At 70.9% G+C, this 15,636-nt stretch carries 15 protein-coding genes and 1 pseudogene; 11 read left to right on the top strand and 5 right to left on the bottom strand.

The window, feature by feature from the left end; all coding sequences use genetic code 11:
• The first annotated feature begins 101 nt into the window (after positions 1–101).
• The 3 genes from A6A25_RS06450 to A6A25_RS06440 are packed head-to-tail and all read left to right on the top strand — an operon-like array spanning position 102 to position 2,843.
• Positions 102–917, top strand: a complete 816-nt coding sequence (locus A6A25_RS06450; protein ID WP_073886862.1) for a tryptophan 2,3-dioxygenase — start codon at positions 102–104, stop codon at positions 915–917.
• Positions 914–2,035, top strand: coding sequence for a kynureninase (kynU, locus tag A6A25_RS06445; RefSeq protein WP_073886861.1), 1,122 nt, complete (start codon positions 914–916; stop codon positions 2,033–2,035). The genes A6A25_RS06450 and kynU overlap by 4 nt, the downstream gene beginning before the upstream one ends.
• Positions 2,036–2,090: 55 nt before the next feature.
• Positions 2,091–2,843 (top strand): NYN domain-containing protein, encoded by a 753-nt coding sequence (locus tag A6A25_RS06440; RefSeq protein WP_073886860.1) that lies wholly within the window; start codon positions 2,091–2,093, stop codon positions 2,841–2,843.
• 102 nt (positions 2,844–2,945) lie between these two features.
• Here the strand turns inward: A6A25_RS06440 and A6A25_RS06435 are convergent, their stop codons facing one another.
• The gene (locus A6A25_RS06435; protein WP_073886859.1) at positions 2,946–3,671 is read right to left on the bottom strand and encodes an oxidoreductase; all 726 of its coding nucleotides are present in this window, start codon (positions 3,669–3,671) and stop codon (positions 2,946–2,948) included.
• Between the two features lie 91 nt (positions 3,672–3,762).
• Here A6A25_RS06435 and A6A25_RS06430 point away from each other — a divergent pair.
• The 5 genes and pseudogenes from A6A25_RS06430 (at position 3,763) to A6A25_RS06410 (ending at position 9,320) form a co-directional block, all read left to right on the top strand.
• Positions 3,763–4,333: pseudogene (locus A6A25_RS06430) on the top strand (GNAT family N-acetyltransferase).
• A 202-nt stretch (positions 4,334–4,535) separates the two neighbouring features.
• Positions 4,536–6,512 carry an acetate--CoA ligase gene (gene acs / locus A6A25_RS06425; RefSeq protein ID WP_073886858.1) on the top strand — a complete coding sequence of 659 codons (1,977 nt, stop codon included), beginning with the start codon at positions 4,536–4,538 and terminating at the stop codon, positions 6,510–6,512.
• Between the two features lie 146 nt (positions 6,513–6,658).
• On the top strand, positions 6,659–7,855 hold the full coding sequence (nhaA, locus tag A6A25_RS06420) for a Na+/H+ antiporter NhaA (protein ID WP_274534292.1): 1,197 nt from the start codon (positions 6,659–6,661) through the stop codon (positions 7,853–7,855).
• A 59-nt stretch (positions 7,856–7,914) separates the two neighbouring features.
• A complete protein-coding gene (locus A6A25_RS06415; RefSeq protein ID WP_073886856.1) occupies positions 7,915–8,385 on the top strand; it encodes a phage holin family protein in 471 nt (156 codons plus the stop codon).
• Positions 8,386–8,393: 8 nt separating this feature from the next.
• Positions 8,394–9,320 (top strand): alpha/beta fold hydrolase, encoded by a 927-nt coding sequence (locus A6A25_RS06410; protein WP_073886855.1) that lies wholly within the window; start codon positions 8,394–8,396, stop codon positions 9,318–9,320.
• A 12-nt stretch (positions 9,321–9,332) separates the two neighbouring features.
• Here A6A25_RS06410 and A6A25_RS06405 read toward each other — a convergent pair whose 3' ends face one another.
• From A6A25_RS06405 to nth, 4 genes are read right to left on the bottom strand one after another with little or no spacing between them, the layout of a single operon-like run.
• A complete protein-coding gene (locus A6A25_RS06405; protein WP_073886854.1) occupies positions 9,333–10,520 on the bottom strand; it encodes a MarP family serine protease in 1,188 nt (395 codons plus the stop codon).
• Positions 10,517–11,188: an NUDIX hydrolase gene (locus A6A25_RS06400; RefSeq protein WP_073886853.1), complete on the bottom strand. Its 672-nt coding sequence runs from the start codon at positions 11,186–11,188 to the stop codon at positions 10,517–10,519. Before A6A25_RS06400 ends, A6A25_RS06405 begins: the two co-directional genes overlap by 4 nt.
• Complete coding sequence (locus tag A6A25_RS06395; protein WP_073886852.1) at positions 11,185–11,787, bottom strand: TlpA family protein disulfide reductase; 603 nt, start codon at positions 11,785–11,787, stop codon at positions 11,185–11,187. Before A6A25_RS06395 ends, A6A25_RS06400 begins: the two co-directional genes overlap by 4 nt.
• A complete protein-coding gene (nth, locus tag A6A25_RS06390) occupies positions 11,784–12,551 on the bottom strand; it encodes an endonuclease III (RefSeq protein ID WP_073886851.1) in 768 nt (255 codons plus the stop codon). The genes A6A25_RS06395 and nth overlap by 4 nt, the downstream gene beginning before the upstream one ends.
• Before the next feature lie 274 nt (positions 12,552–12,825).
• Here nth and A6A25_RS06385 point away from each other — a divergent pair, with 274 nt between their 5' ends.
• From A6A25_RS06385 to A6A25_RS06375, 3 genes are all read left to right on the top strand, one after another.
• Positions 12,826–13,077, top strand: a complete 252-nt coding sequence (locus A6A25_RS06385; protein WP_015097743.1) for a hypothetical protein — start codon at positions 12,826–12,828, stop codon at positions 13,075–13,077.
• Between the two features lie 198 nt (positions 13,078–13,275).
• A complete protein-coding gene (locus A6A25_RS06380) occupies positions 13,276–13,950 on the top strand; it encodes a Crp/Fnr family transcriptional regulator (protein WP_033441932.1) in 675 nt (224 codons plus the stop codon).
• A 419-nt stretch (positions 13,951–14,369) separates the two neighbouring features.
• Positions 14,370–15,608 carry an MFS transporter gene (locus A6A25_RS06375; RefSeq protein ID WP_073886850.1) on the top strand — a complete coding sequence of 413 codons (1,239 nt, stop codon included), beginning with the start codon at positions 14,370–14,372 and terminating at the stop codon, positions 15,606–15,608.
• Positions 15,609–15,636 lie beyond the last annotated feature (28 nt).

Below are 15,636 nucleotides of genomic sequence, written 5' to 3'. Positions count from 1 at the left end.
AAAGCTACTCGCGGAGTCGTCTTTCGTTCGTAAGAACTTCGCGGTCAAACAGTCGTCGTCACCCATTCAACTCACCCGAACACCCAGGTCATGATGAAGACATGACTTGCCCGGTTTCACCCAAACTCGACTTCGGCGGCACGACGCCCTACGAGGACTACGTGCACGCCTCCGTGCTGCACTCGCTGCAGCAGCAGTGGTCCGAGGACCCGCGTGAGATGTCGTTCCTGGTGATCACGCAGGTCATGGAGCTGTACTTCGGCCTGCTGTGCTTCGAGTGGCGGCAGGCCAAGAAGGAACTGCGCGCGGACGACCTGCGCGCGGCGGTCCGCACCCTGCGTCGCAGCGACCTGCACATGCAGGCGCTCAACGCGGCGTGGCGGCCGATCGCCCGGATGACGCCCGCCGAGTTCAACTCGTTCCGCGACGCCCTCGGCGAGGGCTCCGGTTTCCAGTCGGGCCGGTACCGCGAGGTGGAGTTCCTGCTCGGCGAGAAGTCGCGGTCGATGCTCGTGCCGCACCGCGCCGTGCCGCGGCAGCACGAGGCGCTCGAGCAGCTGTTGACCGAGCCGAGCCTGTACGACGACGTGCTCGCCGCCCTGTACCGGCAGGGCCTGCCGATCCCGCAGGACGTGCTCAAGCGTGACGTCAGCCAACCGTACGAGCCGAACGCCGAGGTGGAGGCCGTGTGGGCGGACATCTACCGCGGCGGCTCCCGTGACCTGCTCGAACTGGGCGAGGCGTTGACCGACATCGCCGAGGAGTTCGCCCGCTGGCGCTACGACCACCTGCTGGCCACCCGGCGTTCGATGGGCGCGAAAACCGGAACCGGTGGCTCCGCGGGGGTTGCGTGGTTGGAGAAGCGCACGCAACGCTCCGTCTTCCCGGAACTCTGGACGGCCAGGAGCTACGTGTGAACGACCCGTTGGCGCACATCCGCGACTTGTTCGACCTCGACGACGACGTGGTGTACCTGGACGGCAACTCGCTGGGCGCGCCACCGAAGGCCGTCGCCGAGCGTGTGCAGGAGGTGGTGCGCCACCAGTGGGGCCGCCGCCTGATCCGCAGCTGGTCGGAGGGCTGGTGGGAGGCTCCGGAACGGGTCGGCAACCGCATCGGCAGGCTCATCGGCGCCAAGCCCGGACAGGTCGTCGTGGCCGACTCGACCAGCGTGAACCTGTTCAAGGCGCTGATGGCGGCGGTGCGCAACACCGACCGCATGGAGATCGTGGTGGACGCGGGGACGTTCCCGACCGACGGGTACATCGCCCGGTCGGTGGCGGAGCTGACGGGCCTGGCGTTGCGGCCGGCGCCGCCGGAGGAGCTGGACCTGCGGGACACGACGGCGGTCGTGCTGCTCAACCACGTCGACTACCGCACGGGCCGGCTGCTGGACATGGCGAAGCTGACGGCGCAGGCGCACGCGGTGGGCGCGAAGGTCGTGTGGGACCTGTGCCACAGCGCCGGCGTGCTGCCGATCGAGCTGGACGCGCTGGACGTCGACCTGGCCGTCGGGTGCACGTACAAGTTCCTCAACGGCGGGCCGGGTTCGCCCGCGTTCATCTACGTGCCGAAGCACGCCCAGCCGACGTTCGACCAACCGCTGACGGGCTGGACGGGCCACGAGGTGCCGTTCGCGATGTCACCGGAGTACACGCCGGACCCCGGCGTCTCCCGGGCGCGTGTCGGCACACCGGACATCCTCTCGATGCTCGCGCTGGACGCGGCCCTCGACGTCTGGGACCACGTGGACCTGCGTGACGTCCGCGCCAAGGGCCTGGCCCTGACCGCCCACTTCCGCTCGCTGGTCGAGGACCTGCCGGGCATCGAGGTGATCACCCCGGCCGACGAGTGGCGCGGCCACCAGGTCTCCCTGCGCCACCCGGACGCGGCACGCCTGATGGCCGAGCTGATCGACCACCAGGTCATCGGCGACCACCGCCCACCGGACGTCCTGCGCTTCGGCTTCGCCCCGCTCTACAACACCTTCGACGACGCCGACCGTGCCGCCACCACCCTGAAACAACTCCTCTGACCCGGTTCGACAAGCCGGGCAAGGCACGGGAACCGACGATCCCTAACATTGCCCGATGCGTGTCGGTGTGTACGTGGACGGTTACAACCTGTATTACGGAGGGCGCAAGCACTGCGGCAGAGGCACCGCCGGTTGGCGTTGGTTGGACATCCGCGCCCTGGTCAGCGCAGTGCTGACGGAAAAGGCGACCGACTGGCCCTCGGCCCGGCTCGAGCGGATCGTGTACTGCACCGCCCGGATCAGCGCCGCGCACAACGCGTCCGGCTCGCAGGACCAGGACGTCTACCTCAAGGCGCTGCTCGCCGTGGGCAGTGTCGACCACATCGAGTACGGCAACTACATCAGCAAGGTCGTCAAGCGGCCGTTGGCCGTGGAGAAGGGCGGCAGCGGGAAGAGCAGGCACCACCCGGTGCTGATCACCCCGAGCTGGCCGATCATGGTCCAGAGTGCGGGCGCACCCGTCGCCGACGCCCTGTTCATGGCGTCCGTGGCGACGTTCGAGGAGAAGGGCTCGGACGTCAACGTCGCCGCGCACCTGCTGGTCGACGTGCTCACCTCGGCGGTGGACGCCGTCATCGTGATCAGCAACGACAGCGACCTGCGCCTGCCCGTCCACGAGGCGTGGAACCGCGTGCCCGTCGGCTTGGTCAACCCGGGCGGCGGTTACACGGCAGGCGCGCTGTCCATGAACGCGGGCACGGGCCTGGGTACCGGGAACCACTGGTGGCGCACCCTGGGCAGGGACGACTACACCGCCCACCAACTGCCGGACCCGGCCGGCCGCTACACCCGACCGCCGGGCTGGTGACGTCGAGCACCGTGTTTGATAACGCCACGGAGACCGGTTAACCTGGTCCCATACCCGCCCGGTCCCTCGTGGGCCGGGTTTTCCTTTTCCCGGAGTTCCCCGCTACGAGGCGGCGGCGTCGGCGATGCCGCGGGCTTCGCGGGCGCCGGCTTCGAGAGCCTCGCAGTGGAAGAGGATCCAGCGGGTGATGCCGTCCGGGTCGCCGGTGGAGAAGCCGTGCAGGGCGGCGGCGTAGTCGGTCTGGCGGCGCAGGCAGAAGACCTCGGGGACGGCCAGGGACTTCGGGTCCACGCCGGTCGCGATGGAGGCCAGGCGGGACGCCGCACGCGCCACCACGCCGTTGGCCGTGTCGAACGGCGCCAGCGACATCAGCTCGCCGTGCACGACGGCCACGAGCAGCGAGCCGGGTACGGACGTGCCGCCGGTGACGAGCTGCGCGAGCAGGTCCAACCGGGAGGAGACGCCCGGTGCCGAGCGGGGACGGCCCAGTTCGCCGCCCAGGTCCGCGCCCGCCAGCACGTGCAGCCGCGCCAACGCCTGCAGCGGCGCCCGCTGCCAGGTCGGGAACACCACCCCCAGCGACTCGGCCACCCGCAACGCACCCGCCAGCACGGGGTCCGACACGGTGCCGTCCGCCGGGATCGCGGTCGGGCCGCCGTCCAACGCCGCCGACGCACGGGCGGCGCGCACGGACGCCTCGGCCGCGGTGGTCGCCCAGCCGCGCAGGTTCACCCGGTGCCGGTGCACCTGGAACACGGCGTCACGCGCCGCGGCGACGGCGTCGGCCACACCGGGCAGGTCCAGCAGCGGGGCAAGCGGATCGGTCACGCCGGAGCACACTACCCGCCGGTAAGTGGCCACCTACAACAAGCTGGAAATGGATGTTTCAAGTAGCCACTAAAGCATCTACCGTCGATGCATGAACTGGTACGACCGCCCGGTGCTCATCGGCAGCCACGTCCGCCTCGAACCCCTCACCCCCGACCACGCCGAGGGCCTGCACGAGGCGGGCAAGGACCCTGAGGTCTGGACGTGGCTCAGCTCCACCCAGCCCGCCACGGTCGAGGAAACCCGCGCCTACATCGAACGCGGCCTCGCCGACCCGACCCGGCTGGCCTGGGCGCAGATCGACCCGCGGACGAACGAGGTCGCCGGCACGACGTCGTACTACGAGATCGACCCCCGACAACCGCGGCCTCTACATCGGCCACACGTGGATCGGCACCCGTTGGCAGCGCACCGCCCTCAACACCAACGCCAAGTTCCTGCTCCTCCAACGCGCCTTCGAGGACCTCGGGGCCCTGCGCGTCGGCTGGCACACCGACCTGCGCAACGAGCGGTCACAGAAGGCCATCGAACGGCTCGGCGCGACCCGCGAGGGCGTCCTCCGGGTGCACCGCATCAGGCCGGACGGCACACTGCGCGACACGGTCGTGTACTCGATGACCGCGGACGAGTGGCCGGACCTGAAGGCCAGGCTCACGACGTGACGCGAGTCACGCCACGTGCCGCTGGTCGCAACCTAGGTGTCGTTCGGCGGAATCGCGGTGGTCACCGGCCCCGGACCGGGTTACACAGTTACCCACGCGTTTCGAACTCGGCCGAAATTGGTCTGAACCTTTTGGGTGCGCAGTGAGCTGAATCGCACTACGGTCAGTGCGCATCCCCACGGATTCAGGAGGTCCTCCCGCCATGACAGAGCCGCAAGCCGCCCTGGACAACCTGTCGACGGAGACCAGGACGTTCCCGCCCAGCGAGGAGTTCGCCGCGCAGGCGAACGCCACCGCCGCCCTGTACGAGGAGGCGGACGCCGATCGCGAGGCGTTCTGGGCGAAGCAGGCCGAGCGGCTTTCCTGGGACACCAAGTGGGACCGGGTGCTCGACTGGTCGAACGCCCCGTTCGCGAAGTGGTTCGTCGGCGGCAAGCTCAACGTCGCCTACAACTGCGTCGACCGGCACGTCGAGTCCGGCCACGGCGACCAGGTCGCCATCCACTGGGAGGGCGAGCCCGGCGACAGCCGCGCCATCACCTACGCCGAGCTGCAGCGCGAGGTCTCCAAGGCCGCCAACGCGCTGATCGAGCTGGGTGTCGGCGCGGAGGACCGGGTCGCCATCTACATGCCGATGGTCCCCGAGGCCATCTTCGCCATGCTCGCCTGCGCGCGGCTCGGCGCGATGCACAGCGTGGTGTTCGGCGGCTTCTCCGCCGAGGCGCTGCGCACCCGCATCGAGGACTCGCAGGCCAAGCTGGTGATCACCACCGACGGCCAGTACCGGCGCGGCAACCCGGCGGCACTCAAGCCGGCCGTGGACGAGGCCGTGGCCAACGCCAAGACCGTCGAGCACGTGCTGGTGGTCAAGCGCACGAACACCGACGTCGAGTGGACCGAGGGCCGCGACGTCTGGTGGCACGACGTGGTGGAGCGCCAGTCCGACCAGCACGCGCCGGAGGCGTTCGACTCCGAGCACCCGCTGTTCATCCTCTACACGTCGGGCACCACGGGTAAGCCGAAGGGCATCCTGCACACCTCCGGCGGCTACCTGACCCAGGCGTCGTACACGCACTACAACGTGTTCGACCTCAAGCCGGACACCGACGTCTACTGGTGCACCGCGGACATCGGTTGGGTCACCGGGCACAGCTACATCGTCTACGGCCCGCTGTCCAACCGCGTCACGCAGGTCGTCTACGAGGGCACGCCCAACACCCCGCACGAGGGCCGCCACTGGGAGATCGTGCAGAAGTACGGCGTGTCGATCTACTACACCGCGCCGACGCTGATCCGCACGTTCATGAAGTGGGGCGCGGACATCCCCGCCAAGTACGACCTGTCCAGCCTGCGCGTGCTGGGCAGCGTCGGCGAGCCGATCAACCCCGAGGCGTGGATCTGGTACCGGGAGACAATCGGCGCTGGTCAGACCCCCGTCGTGGACACCTGGTGGCAGACCGAGACCGGCGCGATCATGATCTCGCCGCTGCCCGGTGCGACGTCCGCCAAGCCCGGCTCGGCGCAGCGCCCGCTGCCCGGCATCGGCGCGAAGGTCGTGGACGACCAGGGCAACGAGGTGCCGCACGGTGGCGGCGGCTACCTGGTGCTCGACCAGCCGTGGCCGGGCATGCTGCGCGGCATCTGGGGCGACGACGAGCGCTACCGCGACACGTACTGGTCGCGGTTCGCCGAGCAGGGCTACTACTTCGCCGGTGACGGCGCGAAGTACGACGCCGACGGTGACATCTGGCTGCTGGGCCGGGTGGACGACGTGATGAACGTGTCCGGGCACCGCATCTCCACCACCGAGGTCGAGTCCGCGCTGGTCTCGCACCCGACGGTGGCCGAGGCGGCGGTGGTCGGCGCGTCCGACCCGACCACGGGCCAGGGCATCGTGGCGTTCGTGATCCTGCGCGGCGGCGTGGCCGAGGGCTCCGATGGCGCGGAGGCGATCAAGGCGCTGCGCGACCACGTGGCCAAGGAGATCGGCCCGATCGCGAAGCCGCGGCAGATCATGGTGGTGCCGGAGCTGCCGAAGACCCGCTCGGGCAAGATCATGCGCCGCCTGCTGCGCGACGTGGCGGAGAACCGGCAGGTCGGCGACGTGACCACGCTCGCGGACTCGTCGGTGATGGACCTCATCTCCAGCGGCCTGAAGTCCGGTGCCCAGGAGGATTGAGCAGAGCAGGACTGAGCGCTGGGATCGAACACAGAGGGGGCTCGCCGTTCGTCGGCGGGCCCCCTTCTGGGTTAGGGTCATTCCCGGTGAGCCGGGAAGCCTGGTCGGCACGAGGATGAGTCGTTGCCGAACCACCGGAGTCGATCTTGATCGAGAAGCGCCCCACCGCCGCCGAGTTCGCGCGCTACCTGCGCACCGAGACCGTCGGCGGGATGATCCTCCTCGCCGCCACCGCCGTCGCGCTGATCTGGGCGAACTCGCCGATCTCCGGCGCCTACACGGCGTTGCGCGACTTCCACCTCGGTCCGGAGTCGCTGCACCTGAGCCTGAGCGTGGGCGACTGGGCCAAGGACGGCCTGCTCGCGATCTTCTTCTTCGTCGCGGGGCTGGAGCTCAAGCGCGAGCTGGTGGTCGGCGAGCTGAACAACTTCAAGGCGGCGGTCCTGCCGGTGGTCGCGGCGATCGGCGGCATGGTCGTGCCCGCCGCGGTGGCGCTTGCGGTCGGCTGGGGTGAGCCGGGCGTCGAGAGGGCCTGGGCGATCCCGGTGGCGACCGACATCGCCTTCGCCCTCGGCGTGCTCGCGATCACCGCGTCCGGGTTGCCGAGCAGCCTGCGGGTCTTCCTGCTCAGCCTGGCCGTGGTGGACGACCTGGGCGCGATCATCCTCATCGCCGTGCTGTTCACCGCGACGCTGAACCCGCTCGCCGCGCTGGCCGCGGTGGCGTTGCTGGCGCTGTACGCGTTCCTGCAGCACAAACGGGTGACGTCACCCTGGCTGTACGTGCCGATCGCGGTGGGCACGTGGGTGGCGGTGCACGAGGCGGGCATCCACGCCACCATCGCGGGTGTCGCGCTGGCCCTGCTGACCCGGGTGCGCAAGGACCACTACGAGCACGAGGCGCCCGCCGTGCGGCTGGAGCACCGGTTGCAGCCGTGGTCGGCGGGCCTGGCGGTGCCGCTGTTCGCGTTGTTCGCGGCCGGCGTGCCGGTGAACGGTGAGGCGTTGGGCTCGCTGTTCAGCGACCGGCTGGCGTTGGGCGTGATGCTCGGCCTGGTGGTGGGCAAGGTGATCGGGATCGTGGGCGCGTCGGCGTTGGCGGTGCTGTTCAAGGCGGCCGTGTGGCCGAGCGGCGCCGGACCGCGGGACATCGTCGCGGTCGCCATGCTCGGCGGTGTCGGGTTCACCGTGAGCCTGCTGATCGCGGACCTGGCGCTGGACGGCGCGGACGCCGAACAGGCCAAGGCGGCGGTGCTGCTGGCGTCGTTGGCGGCGTCGTTGCTGGCGGCGGTTCTGCTGGTCCGGCGCAGTCGCGTCCACCAACGTGCCGACGACGATGACTGAACGTGCGCAGTTGGGCCGGTCGGGCGGCCCTGGTCCGCGCTGCATGGCACGATGAGCTGGTGACCAGCGCTCGGGAGAACACCAACGGCAGCGGACTGCCATCTGTTCCGTCGATCCCGTTGACCGCGGAGACCGCGGTGAAGATCGCGGAGGAAACCTCCATCGGCGGCCTGGTGCGCGACGCCACGGCCCACCTGTCCACGTTGGTCAGGGCGGAGGTCGAGCTCGCCAAGTCCGAGGTGGCGGGCGAGATCAAGAAGGGCGTCAAGGGCAGCGTCTTCTTCATCGTCGCGCTGGCGGTGCTGCTGTTCAGCTCGTTCTTCTTTTTCTTCTTCGGCGCGGAGCTGCTGGACGTGTGGCTGCCCCGCTGGTCGGCGTTCCTCATCGTGTTCGGGCTGATGCTGCTCACGGCGGGGCTGTTCGCCTTCCTGGGCGTGCGCAAGTTGAAGAAGCTGCGCGCGCCGCAGCGGACCATCGACTCGGCCAAGGACGCCGTCGCGGCACTCCGGCACCGCGGCGAAGGCCACTGAGCCGCGCCGTGCGGCTGCCACCGGACCCGTCGACGGCGCGGGTGCCCGGCCCGTGGACACACCGCGACGTGTCCGCGAACGGCATCCGCCTGCACGTCGCCGAGCTGGGCGAGGGCCCGCTCGTGCTGCTGCTGCACGGTTTCCCGGAGTTCTGGTGGACGTGGCGGCACCAGCTGGTCTCGCTCGCCGAGGCGGGCTACCGCGCGGTGGCCGTGGACCTGCGCGGCTACGGCGACTCGGACAAACCACCGCGCGGGTACGACGGTTTCACGCTCGCGGGTGACGTCGCGGGCCTGGTGAAGGCTCTCGGTGAACCGCGGGCGCACCTCGTCGGCCACGGGTGGGGCGGCATGCTGGCGTGGACGGTCGCCGCCATGCACTCGCGGCTGGTCTACTCGGTGACGGCCGTGTCCGCGCCGCACCCGCTGGCGCTGCGCCGTGCGATCCGTCGCCACCCCCGCCGCCAGGGCCGGGCCAGCGCCCACCTGTTCCGCTCCCAGCTGCCGGTGTACCCCGAGCGGTGGCTGACCAAGGACCGCGGCGCGGCGGTGGCCGGGATGCTCGGCGCGTGGGGCAGTCCGAAGTGGAGGGTGTCGCCGGAGTTCGACGAGGTGGTGCGGCGCAACCGCGAGGCGTTCCTGGTGCCCGGCGTCGCGCACAGCTCGATGGAGTACCACCGCTGGGCCGTGCGGTCCCAGCTGCGCGGCGACGGCCGCCGCTTCGCCGAGGCGGTGGACCGCAGGCTCGACGTGCCGGTCCTGCAGCTGCACGGCGCGCTGGACCCGGTGGTGCTGGAGTCCACCGCGGCCGACTCGGCGCTGTGGACGGGTGCCCGCTCGTCGTACCACGTGCTGTCGGAGGTGGGCCACTTCGCGCACCAGGAGGCGCCGAACACGACGAGCCGGCTGGTCGTCGACTTCCTGGCGAGGGTCTGACCTCCGGCGGAATCAGGACGCGCAGGTCTGCGTCGACGCGCGCCGGACCATCGTCGGAGCCTTCGCCACTTCCTCCGCGACCTCGTCCGCGGTCAGCACGAACCCGGTCTCCTGGTCGTCCACGGCCGCGCCGAACACCACGCCCATCACCCGGCCCTGCGGGTCGACCAACGGCCCACCGGAGTTGCCGCTGCGCACCTTCGCCCGCACCGTGTAGACGTCCCGCGTCACGGTCTGCGCGTCGTAGATGTCCGGCCCGCGCAGCATCCTGATCCGCTCGCGCACCCGCGCCTCCGACGCCGTGTACGGCCCGTCCAGCGGGTAGCCCAGCACGATCCCGTCCTCGCCCGGCGCGATCTCGTCGGTGCGGAACTGCAGCGGCGTCGCCTCCAGGTCCGGCACGGCCAGGATCGCGATGTCGGTCTGCGCGTCGTAGTGCACGACGGTGGCGTCGAACTCGCCGATGCCGACCTCGACCGTCACGTCGGTGGTGCCCGCGACCACGTGCGCGTTGGTCATCACCCGTTCCGGCGAGATGACGAAACCCGTGCCCTCCAACGCCCGCGAGCACGACGGCGCCCGTCCGCGCACCTTCAGCACGCTGGGCTCCAGCTTCCGCACGATCGGGTTCGCGCTCAGCGCCGGGTCGGGCGGGCCGACCTCCCGCATCGGGGTCCGGTCGAACGGGTCCATCGCGGCCGGGAAACCGGACACGTCGAACAGGTTCTGCAGGTCGTCGGCCAACGTCCGGGCGGCGGGCGGCATCACGTCGTCGACCGTGGACAGGATCACCGACTGGTTGAGCGTCTTCGCCAGCGACGGCAGCCCCGCGACCATGGTCAGCGGCAGCGCGATCATCCACGCCACCACGAACACCACCGCGCCCTGCACGATCGCGCCCAGCGCGTTGTCCGCGCCGCGCAGCGGGCTGGAGTTCACCTTGGGCTTGATGCCGCGGCCGATGTAGACGCCCAGCGTCTCGCCCAGCGCGACCAGCAGCACCACGATGCCGACCGCGAACACGACCTTGGTCACCACGTTGTCGAACTGGGAGACGACCAGCGGCGCGAGCTGCGTGCCCAGCACCAGGCCGACGAGCACACCCACGAACGCGGGCAGCGCCACGACCATGCCCTGCCGCGCGCCGGACACCGCGGCGAAGGCGGCCAGCGCCAGCACGAGCAGGTCGACCCAGTTCACGACACCTCCACCGCGCGCAGCGCGAGGTCGAGATCACGGACGTCCGCGGTGTCCCACGGCCGTTCCCACCCGCCCAGCGCGAGCAGGCCGTCGAGCAGGCCGGCGGTGAAGCCCCACACCAGCATGCCGGGCGCGGCGAACGCCGGACCGATGTACCCGGACGGGTGGCTCACCCGGAACCGGTTCGCCGGGTCGGCCAGGTGCGAGATCGGCACCCGGGCCACCGCGGCGGTCTCGGCCGGGTCGACCGGCGCGACCGGCGACGGCGCGTCCCAGTGCGCCAGCACCGGCGTGACGACGAACCCGGACACCGGCACGTACAGCCGCGGCAACGTCGCCACCGGCCGCACGCCCTCGCGCAGCACACCGGTCTCCTCGAACGCCTCGCGCAGCGCCGTGTCCACCGGGCCGTCGTCGGTCGGGTCGGCCGCACCGCCCGGGAACGCGACCTGGCCGGGGTGCGAGCCGAGCGTGTCGGCCCGCCGCAGCAGCAGCACGTCCGGGCCGTCCGGGCCGTCGCCGAACAGCATGAGCACGGCGGCGGGACGTCCGGTGCCGTCGGGTGGCGGCTTGATCCGGGTGAACGCGCGGGCGTCGATCTCGGCGGTCGCCTTGACCAGCCCGCTCATCCACTCCGGGACGTCGTCCGGGTCGACCAGGGCCGTCATCCGACCACCTCGCGCACCTGCTCGACGGACGTGAAGGCCACGGGGTCGGTCACCTGGGTCAGCGAACCGTCCGCGCCGACGACGTAGCTCAGCGGCAACGTCCGGGGCGCGCGGGCGGCCTTGCGCACGCCGTCGGCCGGGTCGAAGACCGAAGGCAGGTGCACGCCGAGTTTCGCCAACAGCTCCAGACCGTCCGCCTCCTTGCTTTCGACCAGGACCGCGACCACCGGTACCGCGCCGGGCTCCCGCGCGTAGGTGTCGAGGACCCTCAGCTCCTCCTGACAGGGAACGCACCAGGTGGCCCAGAAGTTCACCACAGCGCGCCCGGTCACGGTGGACGCCACGTCGACCGGGTTCCCGTCGGCCAGGCAGGTGGCGATCACACCGCGCAACGCCGCGGGGCCCTGTGCGTCGGGCGGACCTTGCGGGCACGGCCTGAGCGCGGCCTGGCCGCGCACCGCGTCGAGGTCGACGGTGCGCTGGGTGCGGGTCGGGATCGCGGCCTGGTCGACCGGGTCGGACGAGCGCGGCCACAGCGCGACGGCACCCGCCACCGCCAGCACCAGGACGACGACGGCCCACCGCGCCGGTGCGCTCACGCCAGCTTCTCCCCCGCCCGCACGCGTTCGGCGAGGTCGATCAGGTGCGGCGCTTCCTCGCCCTTGACCAGCTTCTGCGCCTTGACCGGGTCGACCTGGCCGATGCCGTAGGACGGGCACTGGGGCGCCAGCAGGCACGCGCCGCAGGCCGGTGTGCGGGCGTGGCAGACGCGGCGGCCGTGGAAGATCGTGCGGTGCGAGAGCGAGGTCCACTCCTTGCGCTCGACCAGCGCGCCGATCGCGTGCTCGACCTTGACCGGGTCTTCCTCCTGTGTCCAACCCCACCGGCGGACGAGCCGGCCGAAGTGCGTGTCGACGGTGATCCCGGGCACACCGAAAGCGTCGCCCAGCACCACGTTCGCGGTCTTGCGGCCGACACCGGGCAGCGTCACCAGGTCTTCCAGGCGGCCGGGCACCTCGCCGCCGAACCGCTCCACCAGGGCCGAGCCCAGGCCGATCAGCGAGGTGGCTTTGTTGCGGTAGAAGCCGGTCGGCTTGATCAGCTCTTCCAGCTCGGTGCGATCGGCGGCGGCGTAGTCGGCGGCCGTCGGGTACCGCTTGAACAACGCGGGCGTGACCTGGTTCACCCGGACGTCGGTCGTCTGCGCCGAGAGCACGACCGCGACCAGCAGTTGCAACGGGTCGACGAAGTCCAGCTCGCAGTGCGCGTCCGGGTAGCCCTCACCGAGGACCCGCACCATGCGACGCGCCCGGCGGACCAGCCCCAGCCGCGTCTCCGGCTGCTTCACCGCGCTCTTCGCCATGCCGACGAGATTACTGGCCGCCGGCGGGTGGACGGCGGCTCGGTCGTCGCGCGGTCGTTCGCCCCTGATCGTGCGGAAGTCCCACCCTCGCGGGGGATGCCGCACGGTGAGCGGCCTCCGGTTTGGCGGGCGACGATCGGGGGCAAGCAACCACCGGCCGACCGCACACGTCCTCTGCACGACGGCTTGAACCACCGAACGACCTCGAACCGACACGCCGGAGTGACCCCCCTTGACCGCGCGCCGAACCGGATGCGCAAGGATCGGAGCCATCATGACTGCCTGGTTCGTCATCGCCGTTCCGATCGTGATCATGTTCTTCGCGCTCTTCATGGAGCGCGTGGAAGCTCGTCTGCGGCACGTCGCCGTGCAGGAGGACGAGGTCGAGGAGTTCCTGGAGTCGGCCCGCCCCGACGAGGTCAGGGCGCTCTACGGGCACGGCATCGGCCGCGCGCTGGAACTGTTCCGGCTGCGCAGGCTGGGCGGTCGTGCCAGGAACCTGCGTCAGCGGCGCACCCGCCGCTAAGCGGGGTAGGACCGGCGAGGCCCACGGGGTCAACCCCCGCGGGCCTTATCGGGCTGTCCGGGCTGTGGTGAGCGGCGCGCCGAAAGGCGATCCCGACCACAGCCTTTAGACTGCACTCAGTGATCGGCGGCAGGCGCTGATCCGCCAGAAGGCGGAACGCGCTCAACCATGCCGCCGCGTCTCGACAGGAGGGACGAGGTGGACGAGACCCTGGCCCGCGCGGGCATTTTCCAGGGGGTTGAACAGGCCGCAGCGGAGGCACTGGCGCAGACGCTGGAGTCTGTTGAATTCCCGCGTGGCCACGTGATCTTCGCGGAAGGCGAGCCGGGTGACCGGCTCTACATCATCCAGTCCGGCAAGGTGAAGATCGGCCGCAAGTCGCCGGACGGCCGGGAGAACCTGCTGGGGATCTTCGGCCCGTCCGACATGTTCGGCGAGCTGTCGATCTTCGACCCCGGTCCGCGCACGTCCACCGCGACCACGGTGACCGAAGTGCGCGCGGTCAGCATGGACCGCCCCGCACTGCGGCAGTGGATCACCAACCGGCCGGAGATCGCCGAGCAGCTGCTGAGGGCCCTGGCCCGCAGGCTGCGGCGGACGAACTCGATGCTGGCCGACCTGATCTTCACCGACGTGCCCGGCCGGGTGGCCAAGGCGCTGCTGCAGCTCGCGCAGCGCTTCGGCAGCCAGGAGGCCGGACTGCTGCGGGTCACGCACGACCTGACGCAGGAGGAGATCGCCCAGTTCGTGGGCGCCTCGCGCGAGACGGTGAACAAGGCCCTGGCCGACTTCGCCCACCGCGGCTGGTTGCGACTGGAGGGCAAGAGCGTGCTGATCCTGGACCCGGAGCGGCTGGCCCGCCGGGCCCGCTAGGAGAACAACAAGACCGGGCGCCGCCCCCGACGCGGCGCACCGGTCTTGTTGCGCACGGCCCATCCCCCGACAGACCGCGCCTTCCACACCTCCGGCACCCGCAGGCCCCGACCCTCGTGGCGCCGGAAGGAGGCTTGGTTACCCGCCGCGACCGAGCGCGAAACGGGCTGGCAGTTGGCTTGCTCCCACGATCGCACGCCACCTACCCCGCAACTCAAGCCCGTTCACCCTCAAGTGCCCTCTGTTCAGCGGTTTCTCCTGGTGGTTTCACCCGGTCATCCCAGTGTTGTAATCGAACTGCAATCCACTCCCAGCCGATGGACGGTTCAAGACCATCCGGCGGCCTCGTGGTGACCGGTGATGGATCACACCGCGCAATTGACTGGTACGCGCGTACCAGTGCGCGCATACTGGTACGCATGTCCCAGTCTGCCCGCCTCTCCGACTACCGCACCGCCCTGACGACCCCCGGCATGCGCGGCCCCGTGGTCGCGTCCCTGCTGGCCCGCCTGCCGATCGCGATGGTCGGCCTGTCGCTGCTGCTCTACGTGCAGCGCGAGACCGGCTCGTTCGCCGCGGCCGGTCTGGTGTCGGCGTCGTCGCTGGTGGGTGTCGCGGTCGGGTCGATCGTGCAGGGCAGGCTGATGGACCGGCTCGGGCCGACCCGCCCGCTGCTCGGCGCGGTGTCGTTGTTCGCGGTGTTCGTGACGCTGGCGATCAGCGCGGTCGAGGCCGGTGCGGCGCTGGGCGTGCTGGTGCCGGTCGCGTTCCTGGTCGGCCTCACCGAGCCGATGGTGGGTTCCGCGTCCCGTGCCCTGTGGTCGCACGTGCTGCCCGCGGGGTCGGCGCGGCTGGCCGGGTACGCGTACGAGGCGATCAGCATGGAGGTGTTCTTCATCCTCGGCCCCGGCCTGGCCGGGCTGCTGGTCGCGGCGCCGTGGGCGGGGACCGGCGTGGTGATCGGCGCGGTGTCGATGGCGGTCGGCGCGGTGTGGTTCGCGTTGAACCCGACCGTGCGCGGTGTGCGTCCGGTGGCGATGAGCCGCAACCTGCTCGGTGCGCTGGCATCACCCGGTATGCGCACGGTCGCGTTGGCGGCGCTGGGCTTCGGCGTGACGATCGGGTTCATCGAGGTGGCCGTGCCCGCCGCGGCGGAGCGGGCCGGTCACGTCGGCATGGGCGGGCTGCTGCTGAGCCTGTGGTCGGTGAGCTCGGTGCTGTTCGGCGTCCTGTACTCGATGAAGCCGTTCCCGCGGGCGATGCACCTGCGGCTGCCCGTGCTGCTGGGCGGGTTCGCGGTGCTGTCGCTGCTGCTCGCCGTGCCGTCGACCCTCATCGGCCTGGGTGCGGCGCTGCTCGTGGTCGGCACGTTGATCACGCCGCAGGCGACGACCCACTCGGCCGCGATCGAGCAGGTCGCGCCCGCCGGGACGGCCACCGAGGCGTTCGGCTGGGTGGTGACCGCGGTGACGGTCGGGTTGGCGATCGGCCAGTCGGCCAGCGGTCAGCTGGTGGAGTCGCACGGCACCGGTGTGGCGTTCGTCGCGGCGGCGGCCTCCGGCCTGGTGATCGCCGTCCTCGTGTGGATCTTCCGCCGCACGGTGGCCGCCGGCGTGCCGCCGCTGCGCCAGGACGAACTGGCCCTGGTCTCCCGCTGACCCCGGGAATTGTCGGTGGTCGGGTCTA

The organism is Saccharothrix sp. CB00851, assembly GCF_001905065.1.
Classification (GTDB): domain Bacteria; phylum Actinomycetota; class Actinomycetes; order Mycobacteriales; family Pseudonocardiaceae; genus Actinosynnema.
This window is presented reverse-complemented; position numbering and strand designations above follow the sequence as displayed.

Coding starts and splice junctions, on each gene's coding strand:
- A6A25_RS06450 (WP_073886862.1), top strand. CDS start 102: ATGACTTGCCCGGTTTCACCCAAACTCGACTTCGGCGGCACGACGCCC.
- A6A25_RS06440 (WP_073886860.1), top strand. CDS start 2,091: ATGCGTGTCGGTGTGTACGTGGACGGTTACAACCTGTATTACGGAGGG.
- acs (WP_073886858.1), top strand. CDS start 4,536: ATGACAGAGCCGCAAGCCGCCCTGGACAACCTGTCGACGGAGACCAGG.
- A6A25_RS06400 (WP_073886853.1), bottom strand. CDS start 11,188: ATGACGGCCCTGGTCGACCCGGACGACGTCCCGGAGTGGATGAGCGGG.
- nth (WP_073886851.1), bottom strand. CDS start 12,551: ATGGCGAAGAGCGCGGTGAAGCAGCCGGAGACGCGGCTGGGGCTGGTC.
- A6A25_RS06385 (WP_015097743.1), top strand. CDS start 12,826: ATGACTGCCTGGTTCGTCATCGCCGTTCCGATCGTGATCATGTTCTTC.
- A6A25_RS06375 (WP_073886850.1), top strand. CDS start 14,370: ATGTCCCAGTCTGCCCGCCTCTCCGACTACCGCACCGCCCTGACGACC.